This is a genomic window from Herbiconiux sp. A18JL235, assembly GCF_040939305.1.
In the GTDB taxonomy this organism is placed as follows: domain Bacteria; phylum Actinomycetota; class Actinomycetes; order Actinomycetales; family Microbacteriaceae; genus Herbiconiux.
Map to the genome: position 1 here is coordinate 3,421,290 of NZ_CP162511.1, position 21,181 is coordinate 3,442,470.

General features: G+C 71.2%; 18 protein-coding genes. 4 read left to right on the plus strand and 14 right to left on the minus strand.

Going from position 1 to position 21,181, the window contains the following annotated elements:
* Positions 1–5 precede the first annotated feature (5 nt).
* The 4 genes from ABFY20_RS16035 to ABFY20_RS16050 form a co-directional block, all read right to left on the minus strand.
* Positions 6–2,198 (minus strand): glycosyl hydrolase family 8, encoded by a 2,193-nt coding sequence (locus ABFY20_RS16035; protein WP_368497231.1) that lies wholly within the window; start codon positions 2,196–2,198, stop codon positions 6–8.
* Between the two features lie 15 nt (positions 2,199–2,213).
* Complete coding sequence (locus tag ABFY20_RS16040; protein ID WP_368497232.1) at positions 2,214–3,323, minus strand: DUF4436 family protein; 1,110 nt, start codon at positions 3,321–3,323, stop codon at positions 2,214–2,216.
* A gap of 9 nt (positions 3,324–3,332) precedes the next feature.
* Positions 3,333–3,683, minus strand: a complete 351-nt coding sequence (locus tag ABFY20_RS16045) for an ATP-dependent DNA ligase (protein ID WP_368497233.1) — start codon at positions 3,681–3,683, stop codon at positions 3,333–3,335.
* Positions 3,684–3,825: 142 nt separating this feature from the next.
* The gene (locus ABFY20_RS16050; RefSeq protein ID WP_368497234.1) at positions 3,826–4,749 is read right to left on the minus strand and encodes an aldose 1-epimerase family protein; all 924 of its coding nucleotides are present in this window, start codon (positions 4,747–4,749) and stop codon (positions 3,826–3,828) included.
* A 72-nt stretch (positions 4,750–4,821) separates the two neighbouring features.
* Between ABFY20_RS16050 and ABFY20_RS16055 the strand changes: the two genes are divergently transcribed.
* The 3 genes from ABFY20_RS16055 to ABFY20_RS16065 all read left to right on the plus strand — a co-directional run bounded on the left by ABFY20_RS16055 (position 4,822) and on the right by ABFY20_RS16065 (position 9,184).
* Positions 4,822–5,409: a TetR/AcrR family transcriptional regulator gene (locus tag ABFY20_RS16055; RefSeq protein WP_368497235.1), complete on the plus strand. Its 588-nt coding sequence runs from the start codon at positions 4,822–4,824 to the stop codon at positions 5,407–5,409.
* On the plus strand, positions 5,406–7,142 hold the full coding sequence (locus tag ABFY20_RS16060) for an ABC transporter ATP-binding protein (protein ID WP_368497236.1): 1,737 nt from the start codon (positions 5,406–5,408) through the stop codon (positions 7,140–7,142). The genes ABFY20_RS16055 and ABFY20_RS16060 overlap by 4 nt, the downstream gene beginning before the upstream one ends.
* A gap of 119 nt (positions 7,143–7,261) precedes the next feature.
* Positions 7,262–9,184: an ABC transporter ATP-binding protein gene (locus tag ABFY20_RS16065; protein ID WP_368499807.1), complete on the plus strand. Its 1,923-nt coding sequence runs from the start codon at positions 7,262–7,264 to the stop codon at positions 9,182–9,184.
* A gap of 181 nt (positions 9,185–9,365) precedes the next feature.
* Here ABFY20_RS16065 and ABFY20_RS16070 read toward each other — a convergent pair whose 3' ends face one another.
* The 3 genes from ABFY20_RS16070 to ABFY20_RS16080 all read right to left on the minus strand — a co-directional run bounded on the left by ABFY20_RS16070 (position 9,366) and on the right by ABFY20_RS16080 (position 12,983).
* Entirely contained in the window at positions 9,366–10,247 is an 882-nt protein-coding gene (locus ABFY20_RS16070; protein ID WP_368497237.1) for a bifunctional methylenetetrahydrofolate dehydrogenase/methenyltetrahydrofolate cyclohydrolase, read from the minus strand.
* The gene (gene glyA, locus ABFY20_RS16075; protein WP_368497238.1) at positions 10,241–11,524 is read right to left on the minus strand and encodes a serine hydroxymethyltransferase; all 1,284 of its coding nucleotides are present in this window, start codon (positions 11,522–11,524) and stop codon (positions 10,241–10,243) included. Before glyA ends, ABFY20_RS16070 begins: the two co-directional genes overlap by 7 nt.
* A 136-nt stretch (positions 11,525–11,660) precedes the next feature.
* The gene (locus ABFY20_RS16080) at positions 11,661–12,983 is read right to left on the minus strand and encodes an MFS transporter (protein WP_368497239.1); all 1,323 of its coding nucleotides are present in this window, start codon (positions 12,981–12,983) and stop codon (positions 11,661–11,663) included.
* A 183-nt stretch (positions 12,984–13,166) separates the two neighbouring features.
* Here ABFY20_RS16080 and purU point away from each other — a divergent pair, with 183 nt between their 5' ends.
* The gene (gene purU, locus ABFY20_RS16085) at positions 13,167–14,024 is read left to right on the plus strand and encodes a formyltetrahydrofolate deformylase (RefSeq protein ID WP_368497240.1); all 858 of its coding nucleotides are present in this window, start codon (positions 13,167–13,169) and stop codon (positions 14,022–14,024) included.
* 90 nt (positions 14,025–14,114) lie between these two features.
* Here the strand turns inward: purU and ABFY20_RS16090 are convergent, their stop codons facing one another.
* The 7 genes from ABFY20_RS16090 to ABFY20_RS16120 all read right to left on the minus strand — a co-directional run bounded on the left by ABFY20_RS16090 (position 14,115) and on the right by ABFY20_RS16120 (position 21,147).
* Positions 14,115–14,582 carry a hypothetical protein gene (locus tag ABFY20_RS16090; protein WP_368497241.1) on the minus strand — a complete coding sequence of 156 codons (468 nt, stop codon included), beginning with the start codon at positions 14,580–14,582 and terminating at the stop codon, positions 14,115–14,117.
* A 111-nt stretch (positions 14,583–14,693) separates the two neighbouring features.
* Complete coding sequence (locus tag ABFY20_RS16095; RefSeq protein ID WP_368497242.1) at positions 14,694–15,884, minus strand: IPT/TIG domain-containing protein; 1,191 nt, start codon at positions 15,882–15,884, stop codon at positions 14,694–14,696.
* A 107-nt stretch (positions 15,885–15,991) separates the two neighbouring features.
* Positions 15,992–16,780, minus strand: a complete 789-nt coding sequence (locus tag ABFY20_RS16100) for a glucosamine-6-phosphate deaminase (protein WP_368497243.1) — start codon at positions 16,778–16,780, stop codon at positions 15,992–15,994.
* On the minus strand, positions 16,768–17,778 hold the full coding sequence (locus ABFY20_RS16105; protein ID WP_368497244.1) for an ROK family protein: 1,011 nt from the start codon (positions 17,776–17,778) through the stop codon (positions 16,768–16,770). Before ABFY20_RS16105 ends, ABFY20_RS16100 begins: the two co-directional genes overlap by 13 nt.
* Positions 17,775–19,331 carry a beta-N-acetylhexosaminidase gene (gene nagZ, locus ABFY20_RS16110; RefSeq protein WP_368497245.1) on the minus strand — a complete coding sequence of 519 codons (1,557 nt, stop codon included), beginning with the start codon at positions 19,329–19,331 and terminating at the stop codon, positions 17,775–17,777. Before nagZ ends, ABFY20_RS16105 begins: the two co-directional genes overlap by 4 nt.
* The gene (locus ABFY20_RS16115; RefSeq protein WP_368497246.1) at positions 19,328–20,176 is read right to left on the minus strand and encodes a carbohydrate ABC transporter permease; all 849 of its coding nucleotides are present in this window, start codon (positions 20,174–20,176) and stop codon (positions 19,328–19,330) included. The genes nagZ and ABFY20_RS16115 overlap by 4 nt, the downstream gene beginning before the upstream one ends.
* On the minus strand, positions 20,173–21,147 hold the full coding sequence (locus ABFY20_RS16120) for a carbohydrate ABC transporter permease (RefSeq protein WP_368497247.1): 975 nt from the start codon (positions 21,145–21,147) through the stop codon (positions 20,173–20,175). Before ABFY20_RS16120 ends, ABFY20_RS16115 begins: the two co-directional genes overlap by 4 nt.
* Positions 21,148–21,181: the final 34 nt, after the last annotated feature.

The window sequence follows — 21,181 nt, forward strand, 5'->3', positions numbered from 1 at the left end:
CGAGGTCAGCCGAGGAGCTCGTTCAGCCGCGACTCCACCGCGGGCGAGACGGTGTTGACACCGCCGAGCACGACGATGCGCGCGGGCGAGAGCCGGGTGATCTCGGCGGCGGTGGCCGCGGGCACCGTGTCTTTCGTGACGAGCAGCACCGGCGCGTGGTTCGCGACCGCCGTCGCCGAGGCCGAGAGCGCGTCGGGGAACACCTCGCCGGAGGCGACGTAGACGGTGCGGGTGCGGCCGGGGGCGAAGACCTCGGCCGAGATCGCCGCAGCCGCCGCGTAGCGGTCGGCACCGCCCACCCGGGTGGTGGGCGCAATGCGGCCGAGGGCGGTCTGCGTCGCGGTCGACACCGTGTTGGGCCCGCCCAGCACGCGGAGGGCGGCGGGGTCGAGGCGGCCGAGCTCCGCCGCGATGGCGGGCGGCACCTCGGTCTTGCGGGTGAGCAGCACGGGCGCGCCGAGCGCTCCGGCTGCGGCCGAGCCGGCGAGCGCATCGGGAAAGACCTCGCCGGAGGGCACGTAGGCGGCGCGCACCCCCGGTGCGAAGGTGGCACCTGAGACGGCGGCCGACACAGCGTAGCGGTCGGCGCCGCCGATGCGGGTCGCCGGCGCAATGGCGTTCAGAGCGGCCTCGACCTCGCCGCCGATGGTGTTGGGGCCGCCCATGAAGACGATCCTCTCGGGGGCGAGCCGGCGCAGCTCGGTGACCACCGCATCCGGGATCGCGCTCTTCTGCACGAGCAGCACGGGCGAACCCTCGGCGCCGGCCGCGGCGGAGGCCGAGAGCGCGTCGGGGAACACCTCGCCGGAGGCCACGTAGACGGTCGGGACGCCCGGTGCGAAGGTGGTGGCCGAGACCGCGGCGGAGACGGCGTAGCGGTCGCTGCCGCCGATGCGCGTGACGGCGGGCGCGGGCGAGGTCGCCGGCAGCCAGCTGTTGCCGGAGACGAGGAGCATCACCTGCAGCCGCAGCGAGTCGGAGTAGTAGCCGGCCGCGGGGGCGGCGCGCACGCTGTTCCAGGTGGCGGTCACCCAGCTCTGGCGTGCGTGGTCGGGCAGGCCCGCCGCCCCGAGCGGCGCGGTGAAGGCGATGTCGGAGTAGTCGGCGAGCGGGGTGCCGTCGAGCCCGTAGCCGGCCCGCACCGCGGCGGGGTCGCCGCCGGTCGTGGCGATCGCCCAGCGCGCGATGCGAGCGGCCGAGGCCCATGACGGAGCAGCGCCCACGAGTTGGGCCGCGGCGGCGAGGCGCCAGGGCACGCGAGTGGCGTTCCAGCCGTAGGCGCCGTCGTCGGGCGACTCGAGGTACTGCGACGGTGCGGGCCGCGGGTCGGAGTCGGTGCCGACGATGAAGTCGGGCAGGAGCCCGGTGTCGGGTGCGGACCCGGACTGAAGGGTGTCGACGAGCTCGCCCGAGGCCCGGGCGGCCTGCCCCCAGAAGGGGTCGCCGGTGGCGTTCTCGAACGCCACGAAGTGATCGGGCATGAGGTCGGAGCTGCGCACGCCGAAGCGATACACGCCGTCGCCGACCCAGTCGCCGAGCTTCGGCAGCCGCGTCTCGGCGTCGAACTCGGTCGCCTTGATGCGGGTGAGCAGGGCACGGGCGGCGCCGGCGTAGTCGACGGCGCCGGCGGAGCCCCACTGGGTGTCGGCGAGCAGCAGGCCGAACGCGATGTCGAGGTCGCCGTCGGTGGCGGAACTGTCGTTGCCGGCGGGGCTCGTGCAGTCGGCGCCCTGGTTCCAGGCCATGGGCTTCGGCCCGGGCCCGGGCGCCTGGCTCGAACTGGGGTGGTCGAGCACGTAGCGGTAGAGCCCGTCGAAGATCGCCCGGGCGTCGGGGTCGTGGCCGGCCATCAGGGCGGTGACGACCATGCCGTAGCCCTGGCCCTCCGAGACCACAACGCGCCCCGAGTCGGGCGGCATGGAGCTCGAGGCGTCGACGTAGTAGCGGCCGGGCCCGCAGCCGGCCACGAGGTACGCGTCTTTCCAGGCGTCGTAGGCGGCCGCGGTGACGCGGTCGGCGGTCGCGGCTCCCCCGGGTGCGACGGCCGAGCCCGTCGGGAAGGCGACCGGATGCGACCCGAACGGCCTCGAGGGCGAGGCGGCGAGCGTCTCCTCGGCCGCAGCAGGGGCGGTGACGACGAGCGCCCCGAGCAGCGCCGCCGCGATGATCGCGGCCCCGGCCCGGAGCAGTCGCCTCATGTCAGTCCTCGCGTCTCAACCCTCGTCGTCTCTGCGCTCGTCGTCGCGGCGCCCGTCTTCTCGGCGCCCGTATTCTCGGCGCCCGTAGTCTCGGCGAAGACGCTCAGCAGTCATCGTCGAGGATACCTCATTCTCGTCGCCACGCACAGCCCTCCCTCGACCCGCGCGGCTCGCGCGCGGCTCCTTCGGCGTCGCCCGCGTTCCCCACCGACTCCAGGCGGCGACGTACACGGCGAGGCCGGCGACGAGCGCCACGATCACCCAGAGCACGATGAGGAAGTCGATCCACGACCCGATGGGCGGGGAGCCCGGGAGGAATCCGCGCAGGGGGATGGTGGCGAAGAGCATGGCGCCCATCCAGCTCATCAGGGTCGCCTCGACCTTGCGCCGGCCGGTGAACGCGCTGATCGCCACGAACAGCACCAGCACGGGCATGACCACGAGCACGCTGAGCAGCAGCACGCCGAAGGCGAGGGTGCTGCCCGAGCGCGAGGCCTCGACCGTGAGCAGCGGCGCGGGCACCTCGGTGCCGTCGGGGAGCTCGAGCATCACCGGGTCGGGCGGTATGACGCTCGCCACAGCGAAGTTCCAGCCCGAGAGGTAGCCCTTCCACATCACGTTGGTCTGCTGCACCTCGGCGTTTCCGTCGGCGTCGACGGTGTAGGCCACGACGATGAGCCCCGTGGAGTAGCGGTCGAAGGGCCAGTTCTCGACCGACCCGCCGGCCACGACCGAGGTGGTCTTGGTGATGCGCGGGATGCTCCCCTTGTCGAGCGCGATGGTCTGCGCGCCGTCGACCGGGGTGACGAGCACGAGCAGCTGCTTCTTCATGGCGACGCCGTTCGCCTCGATGAGCGAGTCGGGCGCCTCGACGCTGATGTCGAGCGAGAGCCGTTCGACGGCTCCGTTCACCGCCAGCGGCGAGATGGTGACATCGACATCGGTGTCGGAGGCGGTGGGGTCGCCGAACGTGCTGCTGCGCGCCCCCGAGGAGGCGTAGAGCGCCACCACGAGGAGATACACCACGAGGCCGAGCGCGGCCAGCGAGATGAGGAGCCACAGCCTGCGGCGGGGCCGCGGCGCGCGCTCGTGCGCCTCACTCCCCCCGGCCTCTGGCGCACTCACCTTCGAAGCTTAGCGAGAGACGATCGGCGACTCTGCGTAGCCTCCCCTGGCCTCGCCGTCGCCGGGTACGGGTTCGGCCATGATGCGCAGGTCGCCCCGGTGGGCGGCGGCGACCATGAGGTCGATCCAGGCCCGGTTGATCGCGGGCGGGCGGCTCCCGTAGAACCGGAAGCGCAGGGGGATCGACGGGTGCACCCAGAGCGTCTCCCGACCGCTGCCCTGGTTGGCATCGACGCTCCACGACAGCGAGAACGACTCGTGGTTGCGCATCTTCGTGAGGATGACGATGCGGAGGTGTGCGAGGAGCCGGTCGTCCATCTCGATCTCGGCAGCAGCCGGACCGTAGATCAATAGGCCCAAACCCCACACTCCACACTCTTCACGGGCCTGATGAACCCTCGAATTGGAGCCTAACCGCCGCGGTTTTCCTGCCCAAAATCACACGGCTGGGGCTTGACAATCCCGCGACCGATCCGAATTCGTGAAGTCGGGGTTCACGAGCTCAGGCGGTACGGCGTATGCCCCAGGTCAGGCGCCAGGTCTCACCGGGCGCGAGCCAGCGCAGCCCCTCCCGCGAGTTGAGGGCGTTCGCCGGGGCCGTCATCGGCTCGATCGCGACGGCGCGCCGCGGCCCCTCTGGCGCCTGGAACGCGGTGGGCGTGAACACCTGCACGAACCCGAACGAGGCATCGGCCCACAGCTCGACCCGCCGCCCGTCGGGCGCCTCGAGGCTCTGCCTGCTGCGGCCGTCGGTCACCCGCACGCCGCCGTAGCCGTGGTCGATCGCGAGCTCGCCGATGCGCCGCCCGCGGGTGAGGTCGAAGTCGGTGCCCTCGACGGGCTCCTCCCTCACCGGGATCTGCGCCTCGTCGGTGACGAAGCGGGTGCTCGCATCCAGCGTCAGCACCAGCTCGTCGACGGGCACCTCACCCACCCGCAGGTACGGATGCGCGCCCACGGCGACCGGCGCGGCGACCGCCGACTCGTTGGTCACGGTGTGGGTCACGACGAGACCGTCGGGAGTGAGCGCGTGCTCGACCGTGGTCTCGAGCAGGAAGGGGTACCCGTGCTGCGGGAAGACGGTGGCGGCCTGCAGCACCCGCGAGGCCTCGCGCTCCACCAGCCGGTACCCGGTGAACCGGAGGAGGCCGTGGATGGCGTTGCCGGTCTTCACCTCGGTGACGTCGAGCTGCTGCGGGGCCCCGTCGAGCACCCAGCGCCCTCCGGCGACCCGGTTCGGCCACGGCACGAGCACGATGCCGGCGGCCCCCGGGGGCGCTGAGGTCTCGGAGAAGGTCTCCACGAGGGCGGTGCCGTCGACCTCGAGGGCTCGGAGACCGGCAGCGACCTCGGTGACGATCGCGTCGACGACGCCGCCGTCGTGCTCGAGGTGGAGGGCGTACTGGGTTCCGGTGGGGGCTCGCACGGGTCGAGTCTAGTGAGCGGCGGGTGCCCCGGGGGCTGGCGAGTGAGTGCTCACTCAGTTACCATCGGAGCCATGCCGACCGCTGCATCCGCCACCCGTTCCGGGCGCGCGCCCGCGCTCGCCGTCGACGAGCGGCGCGCGATGATCCTCGACGCGGTCATCCCGCTCCTCCTCGCTCAGGGCGCCGACGTCACGTCGCGGCAGATCGCCGAGGCCGCCGGGGTGGCCGAGGGCACCGTGTTCCGCGCCTTCGGCGACAAGGAGTCGCTCATCGAGGCGGCGGTGCAGAAGCACTTCGATCCCGAGAACGTGCGCAAGGGCCTTCGTGCAATCGACCCCGCCGACCCGTTCGAGTCGAAGCTCGCGCAGGTGATCGCCGTGCTGCGGGGCCGGCTCACCGGGGTGATGCAGATGATGGCGGCACTCGGCAGGCACGAACCGCCGCCGCGCCCTCAGCAGCAGCAGTTCGGCGAGATCACGTCGCAGATCTTCGCCCCGGAGGCCGATCGTCTGACGGTGACGCCGGCGCGGCTCGCCCAGTTGCTGCGGGTCATGGCCTTCGGCTCAACCATCCCGCAGGCGGGCTCCCCCGAACCCGCGTTCAGCGACGCCGAGCTCGCACGCATCCTCGCCCCCGGCCTGATCGGAGAACCCGCATGACCCTGCTCCGGCTGCTCGGCAGCTTCCTCAAGCCGCATCGCGGGCGACTTGCCCTGGTGGTGGTGTTCCAGCTCATCCAGTCGGTGGCCGCCCTGTACCTGCCCACCCTCAACGCGCAGATCATCGACGAGGGCGTCGCGAAGGGCGACACGGCCTACATCCTCTCCACCGGGGTCGTCATGCTCGGCATCACCGTGGTGCAGATCGGCGCCGCGATCACCGCCGTGTGGTTCGGCGCGCAGGTCGCGATGGCGCTCGGCCGCGACCTGCGCCGGGCGGTGTTCCACCGGGTGAGCGGGTTCAGCGAGCGCGAGGTCTCGCGCTTCGGCGCCCCCTCTCTCATCACCCGCACCACGAACGACGTGCAGCAGGTGCAGATGCTCGTGCTGATGACCTGCACCCTGCTGGTCTCGGCGCCCATCCTCGCCGTCGGCGGTGTGGTGCTCGCGCTGCAGCAAGACCTCGAGCTGTCGTGGATCATCGCCGTGAGCGTGCCCGTGCTGTTGGTGGCGCTCGGCGCGGTGATCGTGCGCATGGTGCCGCAGTTCAGGCGCATGCAGGGCCGCATCGACACGGTGAACCGGGTGCTGCGCGAGCAGCTCACGGGCATCCGGGTGGTGCGGGCCTTCGTGCAGGAGGGCACCGAGACCGAGCGCTTCGCCGAAGCGAACCGGCAGGTCACCGACTCCGCCCTTCGTGCCGGGCGGCTCATGGCCCTCATGTTCCCCACCGTGATGCTCATCCTCAACGTCTCGAGCGTGGCCGTCATCTGGTTCGGCGCCTTCCGCATCGACGACGGCTCGATGCAGGTGGGAACACTCATCGCCTTCCTCAGCTATCTCGTGCAGATCCTCATGGCCGTCATGATGGCGACCTTCATGGCGATGATGATCCCGCGCGCCTCGGTGTGCGCCGACCGCATCACGGAGGTGCTGCAGACCGAGACCTCGGTCGCCCCGCCGGCGCACCCCGTCACGACCCTCCGCGAGCACGGCACAGTCGAGCTGCGGGCCGCGACCTTCGCGTACCCGGGCGCCGACCAGCCGGTGCTGCGCGGTCTCGACCTGCGGGTCGAGCGCGGCACCACCCTCGCCATCATCGGTTCGACCGGTGCCGGTAAGACCACCCTGGTGAACCTGCTCCCCCGTCTCACCGACGTCACCTCGGGCGCCGTGCTGATCGACGGCGTCGACGTGCGCGAGCTCGATCCCGACCTGCTGTGGAGCCGCATCGGGTTGGTGCCGCAGAAGCCCTACCTGTTCTCGGGCACGGTGGCGTCGAACCTCCGCTACGGCAAGCCCGACGCCACCGACGACGAACTCTGGCACGCCCTCGAGGTGGCGCAGGCCGCCGACTTCGTGCGTGCCATGGAGGGAGGGCTCGAGGCCCCCGTCGCCCAGGGCGGCACGACCGTGTCGGGCGGGCAACGACAACGCCTGGCCATCGCCCGGGCCTTGGTGAAGAGACCCGAGATCTACGTCTTCGACGACTCCTTCTCGGCGCTCGACCTCAGCACCGACGCCCGGCTGCGGGCGGCGTTGCGGGCGGATGTGGTGGGCGCCACCCAGATCATCGTCGCCCAGCGCGTGTCGACGATCGTCGACGCCGACCAGATCGTCGTGCTCGAAGACGGGGAGATCGTGGGGCACGGCACCCACGACGAGCTGCTCGCCGGCTCGGAGACCTACGCCGAGATCGTCGCCTCGCAGCTCACGGCGGAGGAGGCGGCATGAGCGGCGTGAGCGGCAGCCGCGGCAGCGCGGGCGGCAGCGGCGGCATGAGCGGCGGCAGTGGCGCCATGAGCGGCGGCAGTGGCGCTCCGGCCACGGTGAACCCGAACCGCGCCGGCGCCATGCGCCGCGCCCAGGGCGGCGGCCCGTTCGGCGGCGCCGGCATGCCCACCGAGAAGTCGATGAGCTTCGGCCCCTCGGCGAAGCGTCTGCTCTCCCGGCTGGCGCCCCACCGCATCCCGGTCGTCGTCGTGATCGTGCTCGGCATCGTGAGCGTGGTCTTCACCGTGCTCGGGCCCTACCTCCTCGGCCAGGCCACGAACCTCATCTTCTCCGGAGCCATCGCGAAGGCGCTACCCGCCGGCTCGACGAAGGAGCAGGTGATCGAGGGCCTCCGCGCCTCGGGCCAGGAGGCGCAGGCCGACCTCCTGAGCGGCATCGCGCTCGTGCCAGGGCAGGGCATCGACTTCGACGCCCTCGCCGTCGTGCTCGGCACCGTGCTCGTGCTGTACGTTCTCGCATCCGTCTTCTCCTGGCTGCAGGGCCGACTGCTCAACTCGATCACCCAGCGCACGGTGTTCGCGCTGCGTGAAGACGTCGAGGGCAAGATCAACCGCCTGCCGCTGTCGTACTTCGACACGATGCCGCGCGGCGAACTGCTCAGCCGGGTCACCAACGACATGGACAACGTGGCGCAGAGCCTGCAGCAGACACTGTCGCAGATGCTCACCTCGGTGCTCACGGTCGTCGGCGTGCTGGTGATGATGTTCATCACCTCGCCGCTGCTCGCCGTGATCTCGCTCATCACCATCCCGCTGACGGTCGGCATCACCGCGGTGATCGCCAAGCGCTCGCAGAAGCTCTTCGTCGCCCAATGGGCGCGCACCGGCGCCCTGAACGCTCAGGTGGAGGAGAACTTCACCGGTCACGCCCTGGTGAAGGTCTTCGGCCGGCAGCGCGAGGTCGAGGCGCGGTTCCTCGACGAGAACGAGCAGCTCTACAGGGCGAGCTTCGGGGCCCAGTTCGTCTCGGGCATCATCATGCCCGCGATGATGTTCGTGGGAAACCTCGTCTACGTCATCATCGCCGTCGTCGGCGGCCTGCAGGTCGCCATCGGCGCCCTGTCGATCGGGGCCGTGCAGGCGTTCATCCAGTACTCCCGCCAGTTCACGCAGCCGCTCACCCAGCTCGGCTCGATGGTGAACCTGCTGCAGTCGGGGGTGGCGTCGGCCGAGCGGGTGTTCGAGCTGCTCGATGCGCCAGAGCAGACTCCGGATGCGTCTCCCGCGGCCCGTCCTTCCGAGTCGCGCGGCCGCCTGGTGTTCGACGACGTCTCATTCCGTTACCTGCCCGAGAAGCCGCTCATCGAGCAGCTCTCCCTCGTGGCGGAACCCGGCCAGACCATCGCGATCGTGGGTCCGACAGGCGCCGGCAAGACCACGCTGGTGAACCTCATCATGCGCTTCTACGAGCTCGACTCCGGCAGCATCACGCTCGACGGGGTCGACATCGCGTCGATGACGCGCCACGAGCTGCGCTCCCGCACCGGCATGGTGCTGCAGGACACCTGGCTGTTCGGCGGCACCATCCGCGACAACATCGCCTACGGCCGGCCCGACGCCACCGAGGAGGAGATCGTGGCGGCCGCGCAGGCCACCTTCGTCGACCGCTTCGTGCACTCGCTGCCCGAGGGCTACGACACGGTGCTCGACGACGAGGCGTCGAACGTGAGCGCCGGCGAGAAGCAGCTCATCACCATCGCGCGCGCGTTTCTCGCGAGGCCGAGCGTGCTCATCCTCGACGAGGCGACCTCCTCGGTCGACACCCGCACCGAGCGGCTCGTGCAGGGCGCGATGTCGGCGCTACGGGCCGATCGCACCAGCTTCGTGATCGCGCACCGGCTGTCGACCATCCGCGACGCCGACCTCATCCTCGTCATGGAGTCGGGGCGCATCGTCGAGCAGGGCACCCACGACGAGCTCGTGGCGGCCGAGGGCGCCTACGCCCGCCTCTACCGCGCCCAGTTCGCCGCCGCTCTCGAGTGACCGGGGCTGCCCGGCCCCTCCCCAACAGAGCGCAGAACGCCCCCTCAAACCCTCACCCACACCCCACCGAAAGAGCGCAAAACGCCCCCTAAAACTCCACGCCACCCCACCGACAGAGCGCAAAACGCCCCCTCCGAGCTCGGGAGGGGGCGTTTTGCGCTCGGTCGTGAGGGCGAGGAGGTCAGGATGCGCGGCGCTCGGCCTCGTCGATCACGTTCTTGAGCAGCATGGCGCGGGTCATGGGGCCGACGCCACCGGGAACGGGCGACAGGAAGCCGGCCACCTCGGCCACCGCGGGGTCGACGTCGCCGACGAGGCGGGCCTTGCCGGTCGACTCGTCGACCACGCGCGTGATGCCCACGTCGAGCACCGCCGCGCCGGGCTTCAGCCACTCCGCCTTGATCAGGCCGGGCACGCCGACGGCGGCGACCACCACATCCGCTCTCCGCACCTCGGCCTCGAGGTCGAGGGTGCGCGAGTGCGTGAGGGTGACGGTGGCGTCGACGCCCTTTCGGGTGAGCAGCAGCCCGAGCGGGCGGCCCACCGTGAGGCCGCGGCCCACCACGACGACGTGCTTGCCGGGGAGCGACACCCCGTAGCGCGTGAGCATCTCGACGATGCCCGCGGGCGTGCACGGCAGCGGCGAGTCGAGCTCGCCCTCGACGCCCAGCACGAGGCGGCCGAGGTTCGTGGGGTGCAGCCCGTCGCTGTCCTTCGCCGGGTCGATGAGCTCGAGCATCGCGTTCTCGTCGATGCCCGCGGGCAGCGGCAGCTGCACGATGTAGCCCGTGACCGCGGGGTTGTCGTTGAGCGAGGCGATGGCGTCGCGCACGTCTTGCTCGGTGGCGTCGCCCGGGAGGTCGACGCGCACCGACTCGATGCCCACCTCGGCGCAGTCGCGGTGCTTGCCCGCGACGTACGAGAGCGACCCGGGATCGGTGCCCACGAGCAGGGTGCCGAGCCCGGGCACCACACCGCGCTCGCGCAGGGCGGCGACCCGCTCGGCGATCTCGGCCTTCAGCGCGGCGGCGGTGGCGACGCCGTCGAGGCGAACCGCTACCACTTTTCGAGTCCGGGGTAGAGCGGGAAGCCGTCGGCGAGCGACACGACGCGGGCGCGCAGCGCCTTGACGTCGGGGCTCGGCTGCAGCGCAGTGGCGATGATGTCGGCGACCTCGGTGAACTCGACGTCGCCGAAGCCGCGGGTGGCGAGGGCGGGTGTGCCGATGCGGAGGCCGGAGGTGACCATCGGCGGGCGCGGGTCGAACGGCACGGAGTTGCGGTTCACCGTGATGCCCACCTCGTGCAGGATGTCTTCGGCCTGCTTGCCGTCGAGCTCCGAGGTGCGGAGGTCGGCGAGCACGAGGTGCACGTCGGTGCCGCCGGTGAGCACGTCGACGCCCGCGGCGCGCGAGTCGTCGGCGGTGAGCCGGTCGGCCAGCAGGCGGGCGCCCGAGAGGGTGCGCACCTGGCGGTCTTTGAACTCGTCGGTGGCGGCAAGCTTGAACGCGGTGGCCTTCGCCGCGATGACGTGCATGAGCGGGCCGCCCTGGTGGCCGGGGAAGACGTTCGAGTTGAGCTTCTTCGCGAGCTCGGTGTCGCGGCTCAGGATGAAGCCAGAGCGCGGGCCGCCGATGGTCTTGTGCACGGTCGACGACACCACGTCGGCGAAGGGCACGGGAGAGGGGTGGAGGCCGGCGGCCACCAGCCCGGCGAAGTGCGCCATGTCGACCCAGAGCTTCGCACCCACCTCGTCGGCGATCTCGCGGAAGGCGGCGAAGTCGAGCTGACGGGGGTAGGCCGACCAGCCCGCGATGATGACCTGCGGCTTGTGCTCGAGGGCCTTCTCGCGCACCACGTTCATGTCGACGAGGAAGGTCTCGGGGTCGACACCGTAGGCGACGGCGTTGTAGAGCTTGCCCGAGAAGTTGAGCTTCATGCCGTGGGTGAGGTGCCCGCCGTGCGAGAGCTCGAGACCGAGGATGGTGTCGCCGGGCGCGGCGATCGCCGAGAGCACAGCTGCGTTGGCGCTCGCCCCGGAGTGCGGCTGCACGTTCGCGAACTCCGCGCCGAACAGCGCCTTGGCACGGGCGATGGCGAGCTCTTCGGCCACGTCGACGAACTCGCAGCCGCCGTAGTAGCGGCGGCCCGGGTAGCCCTCGGCGTACTTGTTGGTGAGCACCGAGCCCTGCGACTCGAGCACGGCACGCGGAACGAAGTTCTCGCTGGCGATCATCTCGAGCGTGGTGCGCTGGCGGTTCAGCTCCTGCTGCAGCACCTCGGCGATCTCGGGGTCGACCTCGCTGAGCGGCGCGTTGAAGGTGGCGGATGTGTCGGACAAGACGGGCTCCTTTTCGGCGTGACGGACGTGTTCGGTGAAACGGGATTCGTATCGACCCAGGCGCGCGGCCGAATCCCTGTCCGTCGCTTCCCGATGGTGACCATCTGAACGCCAGTTGCGACGCGGCCAGCTTACCTCAGTGCCGCGTCGCGGGGCGAGGGTCGGCAGAGGCCACCGGGGAGACGGTGGCCGCGCTCTCCGAGGCGCGGCGGGTGAGCGCGGGCGCGGCCACCAGCAGGGCGAAGCCGAGCGCGAGGCCGACGAGATAGACCCAGGGCAGCGAGCCGAGGCCCAGCCTGTCGAGGAAGAAGCCGCCGACCAGGGCGCCGAAGCCGATGCCGGTGTTGAAGGCGGTCGAGTAGAAGGCACTCGCCGAATCGCGGATCTCGGGAGACGCCGTGCGCATGAGCTGGGTGGCCATGAGCGTCGGGATCATGCCGAACACGATTCCGTACACGACGAAGGCCCCGATGCCGACGACCGGGTTGGCCGAGAACAGCGCGAGCACCGTCACCGCGACCGCCGTGACGATGAGGGAGAGGAAGAGGCCGACCGTCGCGCGCTTCGCGAAGACACTGCCGGCGATGAACAGGCCGACACCGCCCGCGACGCCGTAGACGAACAGCAGCGTGCCGATCTGCGCATCCGGAACACCCATCTTCGACACCATGTAGGGAGCGATGTAGGTGTAGAAGCCGTAGTTGCCGATCATCACGACGGCGGCGAGCACGCAGATGACGGCGACTCCCGGAACCGTGGGGTCGAGCGAGAAGCGCCGACGCGGGGCCGCCTCTCCCTTCACCCGCTTCGCGGGCCGGTGGTGCGACACCCGCGGCAGCAGGAAGTGCAGCAGCACGGCGCCGAGCGCGGTGAGCACACCCACGGCGAGGAACGGGATGCGCCAGCCGTAGGCCTGGCCGACAAAGGTGGCGAGAGGCACGCCGAGCACGAAGGCGAGGGTGCCGCCCGCGGTGGTGATGGCCACGGCGCGGCCGAGCTGCTCCTTCGGCACGAGGTGCGCCGAGTACGCGCCGACGACGCCCCAGAACACACCGTGGGCCATGCCGCTCACGATGCGGGCCGCGGCGAGGAACTCGAAACTCGGCGCGAACGAACCCGCGACGCTCGCCAGGGAGATGACCACGAGCACGCCGATGAGGAGCGTGTGGCGCGGCACCGCGCGGAACAGCAGGCTGAGCGGCACGCTGGTGAGCACGACCGCGAAGGCGAAGAAGCTGATGAGCAGGCCCACCTGCGACTCGGTGACGCCGAGCCCCTGGCTCATCTCGGGGAGGAGGCCGGTGGGGATCATCTCGGCGGTCACCGACAGGAAGACGGAGGTCGCGAGAACGAGGAGGCCACCCCACGGGAAACGTGAGGGGGCGGGGACGGAGGGGGTTCGGTGAACCGGGATAGACCCGGTCGACGGCAGAGTTGAGGTCACAGCGACGCGCACCATTCGAAGACTTCTCGAAAACGGCGGACAGAGGATGTTCGAGTACTGATCCTGACGACCTGAAGCGCCGTGGCAGGTCTCGACCTCGCGACGGCGACGACTTCGTGCATGCCCGTGGCCGACCGATGACCGCTCGACCACTGACTATTCTAGCGGAGGGAGTCCGCCCGGCAAGAGGAGAATGACATGGTTTCGCCGCACAACCACTGGGTGCTGACGTTCGTGTGCGCCGACCTCCCCGGCATCGTGCACGCGGTGAGCGGCGCAGTGGTGGAGTCGGGCGGCAACATCACCGAGAGCCAGCAGTTCTCCTCGGCCGACACGGGCCGCTTCTTCATGCGCCTGCAGGTCGAGTCGCCGTCGGGCCGCGAGGTGTTCGAGGCCGCCCTCGCCCCCGTCGTCGAGCGCTACGACATGACCTGGCGGCTCGACACCGTGGGCCGGCCGCTGCGCACGTTGGTGCTCGTCTCCACCGCCGCGCACTGCCTCAACGACCTGCTGTTCCGGCAGCGCGCCGGCCAGCTGCCGGTCGAGATCCCGCTCGTACTGTCGAACCACGGCTCGCTGCGCGATCTGGCCGGGTTCTACGACGTGCCGTTCGAGGCGCTGCCGGTGACGGATGCGGCGTCCAAGGCCGCGTTCGAGGCGCGCGTCGTCGAGGCGGTCGAGACCCACGACATCGAGCTGGTCGTGCTGGCGCGGTACATGCAGATCATCTCGCCCGAGCTCTGCGCCCGCCTCGAGGGCCGCATGATCAACATCCACCACTCGTTCCTCCCCGGCTTCAAAGGCGCGAACCCGTACAAGCAGGCACATGCCCGTGGGGTGAAGCTCATCGGCGCCACCGCCCACTTCGTGACGAGCGACCTCGACGAGGGCCCCATCATCGAGCAGAACGTCGTGCGCGTCGACCACACCCGTACGCCCGCGGAGCTCGTGGCCATCGGGCAGGACGAGGAGAGCCGCACCCTCACCACCGCGGTGAAGTGGTTCGCCGAAGACCGGGTGCTGCTCGACGGGGCACGCACCATCATCTTCCGGTAGGGCGCAGCGTCTTCGGCCGGGCCGAGCACACCGTTCGAACGGTATGAGAATCCCGGTCTCGAGCCCCATGCAGGCTCGACCGCGTGATTCTCAGACCAGTCGCACACGACGCGGCGGGCGGCCGGCGTGCAGACGCAGCGAGGAGTGCAGGTAGGCGGCCCCGATCGCGGCAGCGACACCGCTGGCGAAGAGCGCTGCTTGGCTGCCACCGGTGAGGGACGCGCTCGTGGCGGCGACCCCGCCGGCGACCACGAGCATCCCGCCGATGACGAAGCCCGCCGTCGGCTTGCCGGTGAACCGCCACCAGGCGCGCGGCGGCGCCACCGGCTCGTGCCCGTCGCGGAACACCCGCGCACCCACGACCACCCAGGCGGCGACCACCATGGCGAGCAGCACGGTGCGCCGGTCGGGCGCCCCGGGAGCGGCCGCCGCGTTCGCCAGCACGACACCGCACAGGGTGCCGAGCAGCAGGTAGGGGCCCTTGGCCGGGGTGCTCCGGATGCGCGGCCGCAGCCACGCACGCCCGGCGTCGCCCTGCGGGGTCGTGAATGCGGTCATCCCTCACTCATACACCCGTCGACCCGGACGCGCGCCCTCGGCGCGGGCGCCCCGCACTCCCCGCGCTCGGGCGCTCGGGCGAACGCGGGAGTGGGAGCGTGACTCGCGCGCCTAGGCGCGGCGGCGGCGCAGGCCGACGAGCAGCGCGACGATCCCGCCCGCGACGACGGCGGCGATCGCGCCGCCCGCGAGGGGCGCAGCCGCCGAACCGGTGTCGGCGAGCGTGCCGCCCGGCTTCGGGGCGGGCGGCGCCGTCGGGGCGGGCGGGGCGGGCGCCGGCGCGGGTGTCGGCGTCGGCGTGGGCGCCGGCGCGAGATACGCGTACGCGATCTGGGCGCTGCCGCCCGCGCTCGCCACGGTCACCGTCACGGCCCCCACCGCCCCGGCGGGTGCCGTCGCGGTGAGCTGCGTGCCCGATGCCGAGACGACGACGCCGGTGGCGGGGTCATCGCCGAACATGACGGTGGTATCGGCGGTGAAGCCGGTGCCGTCGATGACGACGTCGCCGCCCGTGGCGGGCACGCCTGCCGCAGGTGTGATGCCGGTGATGGTCGGTGCCGCGACCGGGGACGGGGTCTCGCAGGAGGCGCCGGCCAAGACCAGCCGGGCGACGACGCTGTCGGTGTAGACCTCGTCGTCGAGAGTGCCGTCGATGCTCACGACGGTGCTGAGCGCGACCCCGACGGCTCCGTCGGGCCGGACGATGCGCACCTGACTGGCCTCCACGGTGATCTCGAGCGAGCTGAGGTCGGCGGCGGTGCCGTCGGGAGCCTCGTAGTCGGCGGGCAGCGGGGCCATCTGCTCGGCGGTGGGCGACTCCCGGGTCAGCTCGACCGGAACGCCGAGGATGCTGAGCCCCGTCGCCCCCACCGACACCTCGGCCGGCCCGCCCGTCGGGCACATCACCGCGGTCGCCGCGTCGTCGAGGGTGACGAGATTGAGTCCGAACAGGTTCGCCGAGGTGGTGTCGACGTTCATCGCCGACTCGGCGACGCCGTTCGGCGACTCGATCGCCCCTTCGATGCCGGCCATGGTGATGTCGGCGAAGCCGGCGTCGACGAGGGTCTGGTCGAACAACGCCACGGCGTCGCGCCCGCCGGCCGGGGCGGCGATCGAGCCGAGGCTCTTCTCCGTGACGAGGTGGAACGGGCCCACGTCGAGCGTGAACGAGGCGGTCGCTCCCACCGCCGAGACGTCGCCCGAGGCAGCGTGAGCCGGAGCGGCGAACACGAGGCCGCCTGCGGCCACGAGCCCCGCCGCGAGTGTCGAAGCCGCGGCGCGGCGGATTGTCGGTGACGTCATCGTTCCCCCAGAGTCGACGCCGTCGCACCCCGCGAGCGCGGCGTACCCCTGGACGGGCGTCGTGGCCAGGCTAGCGCATGGGCGACAGCGGATGCGCGCCGACGGCGTCAGAGGATGACCGGGTCCCAGAGGGGCTTGTTCGCGAAGGCGTGCCGGTAGTACTCGAGCTCGGCGAGCCCGCTCGCCGCCTCCTCGTCGACGACGACGGTGGCCCTGGGGTGCAGCTGGATCGCTGAGGCGGGCACGCTCGCGGTGAGCGGCCCTTCGACCGCCGCCGCGACCGCCTGCGCCTTGCCGGCCCCGAACGCCAGCAGCACGAGCCGTCTCGCGCGCAGGATCGTGCCGAGCCCCTGCGTGATGCTGTGCACCGGCACGTCGTCGGGCGAGTCGAAGAACCTCGCGTTGTCGGCCCTGGTCTGCCGGGTGAGCGTCTTCACCCGGGTGAGCGACGCGAACGAGGAGCCCGGTTCGTTGAAGCCGATGTGCCCGTCGGTGCCGATGCCGAGCAGCTGCAGGTCGACACCGCCCGCGGCGAGGATGGCGTCTTCGTAGCGCTCCCCCGCCGTCTCGATGCCGATGGGCCGGCCGTCGGGAACGTGCACGTTCGCCGGCGCCAGCCGCAACGGCCGCACCACCTCGCGTTCGATCACCGAGTGGTAGCTCTGCGGGTGGGCGAGCGGGATGCCGACGTACTCGTCGAGCGCGAACCCGCGCATCCGGCCGAGGTCGAGGCCGTCGCGCACCCGCTCGGCGAGCGCCCGGTACACGGGCAGGGGCGTGTCGCCCGTCGCGAGCCCGAGCACGGCATCGGGCTTGCCCTGCACGAGCCGTTCGGTCGCCTCGGCCACCATCGCCCCGGCCGCATCGCGGCCGGGAACCACGATCACTTCAGCCACGTCGTGACACCCTCCCTCTCGAGCCGGCTGCTGCCGGCCCCGTTGTCGATCTCGTCGCTCGGCGTCTCGCCCTCGTCGCGCCGTGCGGTCGGGGCGCCGACGAGCGCCGCGCCCACCGCAGCGGCGGGGAAGCCCGCCGGCACCAGCTGCACCCGGCTCTCGAGCTCGAGTGAGGCCAGGAACGGCGACTCCACGGCCCAGGATGCCAGAACCCGCTGAACCTCCCCCAAGAGTCGTTCGCCGAGCGCGCTGAGCCCTCCGCCGATCATCACGACCTCCACGTCGACGGTCAGCACGAGCACGCGCACGGCTGCTGCCACGTTGTCGATGAGGAGCGAACGGATGCGCCCGGCCCGCTCGTCTCCCGCCTCGGCCGCGGCGAGCAGCGAGAGCACCGGAACCGCATCGTCGCTCGCCCACTGCCGCGCGATCGCCGAGCCCGAGGCCACCGTCTCGAGGCAGCCGCGCTGGCCGCAGGGACAGCGCACCCCGGCCGGGTCGACGGGGATGTGCCCGATCTCCCCCGCCGCCCCGCGCGACCCCCGCCACAGCCGTCCGTCGATGACGAGCCCGGCGGCGAGACCCGTGCCGAGGTTCAGGTAGGCCATCGAGTGCGCGGGCACCGCCGCGCCCGTGGAGAGCAGGTGGTAGGCGCCGAGCGCCGCCGCCTTCACATCGTTCTCGACCTTCACCTCGCGGCCGAGCAGGCTGCTCAGCCGACCGCCCACCGCGAGCTCGTCGAAGCCGAGGTTCACGGCGTGCGCGACTGTTCCCGTCGCCACGTCGACCTGACCCGGGATGCCGATACCGATCGACTCGAAGTCGCCTGGCGCGATGCCCGCACGCTCGGCGATCGTGGCGATCCCGGTGAGTGCGGTGGCGATCACGGCGTCGGCGCCGAAGCCGGTGACCGAGCGCACACGGTCGACGACCCGGCCCGCGGCGTCGACGGCCACGGCGTCGGTCTTCGTGCCGCCGATGTCGAGCCCGAGCCTCACGAGAAGACCTCCCAGGCGGCGAGCGCGTCGAGCACTGCCTCGCCGATCAGGGCGGATGCGCCGAAGGTCGCCACCTGCCCGTAGCCCGATGGCGCTCCGGGCCAGCCCATGTCGACGGTGACGACGGTCGCGTGCCGCTCCCGGAGCGCGTCGACGAGTTCCACCACCCAGGGCCGCCTCGCATTGTCGCGCCCGACGAGCAGAACGCATGCCTCCTCGGGAATGCGACCGTGGAGCTCTGCGCGGGACTGCGCATCCGGCGTCTCGGTCACCGCCACGACGGTGAGCTCGCGCCAACCCGCGCGCTGCGCCGGCCCGGGCGCGAACGGCCCCCACGGCACGGCACCCACCGCTGCATTGGCTTCGGCGTCGACCCGCACGACGACCCACGGTCCCGAGGCTGCGGCAGCGGCATCCGCCACGCCTTCCTCGACCCGGAACGCCGCCGCGGCCTGGGTCGCCGAGAGACCGCACCCGAGCCCGAACCCGTCGGAGTCAGGAGCCGACCTCGCGCCCTCACTCCATCCGGTTCCGCCGGGGCCCGCATCCTCCAGCGGGTTCGGCACCGGTGGGACGCGCACCCGCGAGCCGAGCTCGCGCACCCGCCACGCCGCATCCTCCACCCGCGCCTCGGGCAGCTCGCCTGCGGCGAGCGCCTCGGAGACCGCCGACACGATCTGCTCGAGCTGCTCCGCCGTGTTCTTCGTGCCGATGCAGAGCAGGTCGCAGCCCGCGCCGAGCGCGCGCACCGCGGCGGCGGGGATGCCGATCGTTCCGCTCGCTCCCGCCATGTCGAGCGCGTCGCTCACCACGACACCGTCGAACCCGAGCTCGTCGCGCAGCACCCCCTGCAGCAGGGGCGCCGAGAATGTCGCGGGGCCCGACGGGTCGAGCTGAGGCAGCAAGATGTGACTCGTCATGACCGTCAGCGCGCCCGCCTCCACCGCGGCGGCGAAGGGCACGAGCTCGCGCTCGCGCAGTTCGGCCGGCGACACCTCGACGCGGGGCAGCGCGAGATGCGAGTCCTGAGCGGTGTCGCCGTGGCCAGGGAAATGCTTGACGCTCGCGGCCACCCCGCGTGACTGCAGCCCCTGCACCCACGCTGCCGAGTGCCGGGCCACGAGCTCCGGCGCGTCGCCGAAACTGCGTACCCCGATCACGGGGTTCAGCGGGTTCGAGTTGATGTCGACATCGGGGGCGAAGTCGAGGTTCACCCCCACCTCGGCGAGCGCCGACCCCACCGCCTCGGCGACCGCCGTCGTCGCCGCGACGTCGTCGAGCCGCCCGAGCACCGCGTTGCCCGGGTAGGGCGCGCCGCGGTCGTAGAACAGGCGCGTGACGTCGCCGCCCTCCTCGTCGATGGCGATGAGCGCATCCGGGTTCGCCGCCCTGATGGCGTCGGTGAGCTCCCGCAGCTGCGCGGGCGAGACGATGTTCTCGCCGAACAGGCACACCCCGGCGAGCCCCTCGCCGAGCAGCGAGGCCACCCAGTCGGGCAGCATCGGCCCGTCGAACCCGGGCAGCAGCGTGCGCAGGATGCTCGCGCGGCTCATCCCTTCACCGCCCCGCTCACGAGGCCCGAGGTCATGCGACCCTGCACCACGAGGAAGAACACGATGACGGGAATGGCCATGAGCGTCGAACCCGCCATGATGGCGGCCCAGTTCGTGGTGCCCGTCACCTGCTGGAAGGTGCGCAGCCACACCGGCAGCGTCATCATCTCGGGGCGCGAGTTCACCACGAGCGCGAGCAGGAACTCGTTCCAGGCCTGGATGAAGCCGAACACCCCTGTGGCCACGAGGCCGGGCGCGAGGAGCGGGAAGGTGATGCGCCAGAAGGCGCCGGTGCGCGAGCATCCGTCGATCATCGCCGACTCCTCGAGCTCGACGGGAACGCCGTTGACGAAGCCGCGCAGGGTCCAGATGGTGAACGGCAGCACCGTCGCGACGTACACGAGGGTGAGACCGGCGATGGTGTTGAGCAGGTTCCAGCCGTCGAGCACGCGGTAGGTGGAGACGATCATCGCCTCGGCCGGGATCATCTGGATGATGAGGATGGCGAAGATGAACGACTTGCGGCTCTTGAAGCGGTAGCGGGTGACCGCGAGCGAGGCGAGGAAGGCGAACACCAGCGCGATGACGACCGTCGAGACGGTGACGAGCAGCGAATTGCCGAGAGCGGGGAGGAACGGCGCCCGCCCCGGATCGAAGATGACGGTCTCGTAGTTCGCGGTGGTGAGGTGCTGGGGCACGAAGTTCGGCACGCTGCCGCGGATCTCGTTGTTCGGCTGCAGGGAGGTGTTGACCATCCAGTACACCGGGAACACCGAGAACAGGAACACCGCGATCGACGCGGCACCGAGCAGGATGCTGGTGAGCTTGCTGCGCGAGCGGGTCATTGCTCCTCCTCCTTGAGGCTGCGACGCACGTAGAAGACCGAGATGGCCACCATGAGGACGACCATGATCACGGCGATCGCCCCACCCGTGCCGTAGTCCCCACCGCCGATCGAGGTCTGGTAGATGTACACGCCGAGCGTCGAGGTCTGCTCCTTGATGCCGCCGATCCCCTGCAGCGCGAAGATCTGCGTGAACACCCGGAGGTCCCAGATCACCTGCAGGATGATGACGACCACGAAGATCGAGCGCAGGTACGGGAAGACGATCAGCCGGAAGCGCTGCCAGGCACCCGCCCCGTCGAGCTGCGAGGCCTCGAGCACCTCGCCGGGCACCTGCGTGAGCCCGGCGTAGATGGTGAACGCGACGAAGGGAACTGCGCCCCAGGTCACGATGATCGTCGCCACCACGAAGAACGAGAACGGGTCGATGAGCCAGGAGTGGTTCGTGAAGTCCTGCCCGCTCACCGCCTCGAGCAGGTAGTTCACGACGCCGTACTGGGTGTCGAACATCCAGCCCCACACGATCGTGGCGGTGAGCGCGGGCATCGCCCAGGCCAGCAGCAGCCCCACCGACACGAGCAGCTTGAAGAAGCGGTTCACCCGGTTCATGAGCAGGGCGATGAGGGTGCCGAGCGTCATCGCGGTCACCACGTTGACGAGGCAGAACAGGATGCTCCTGCCGAGCACCGCCCAGAACTGCGGGTCGGAGAGCACCCGCTGGTAGTTCTCGAAGCCCACGAATGGGGCGGGCCGGCCGAACACCTGGGCGCGGCCGAACTCCTGGAACGACATGATGAACAGCTGCACCAGCGGCCAGCCGATGACGGCGATGAGGATGAGGCAGGCGGGCACGAGGAGCACCAGCGGTGTGAAGCCGCCGCGCTTGCGGCCCTTGCGGGGCTCGGGCCCCGTGGGGAGCTCTTGCAGCCCCCCGGATTCGTGCTCGCGCACGAGCAGCACCGACGAAGTCATGTTCTGGGTACTCCCACTACGATTGCGCTTGTGC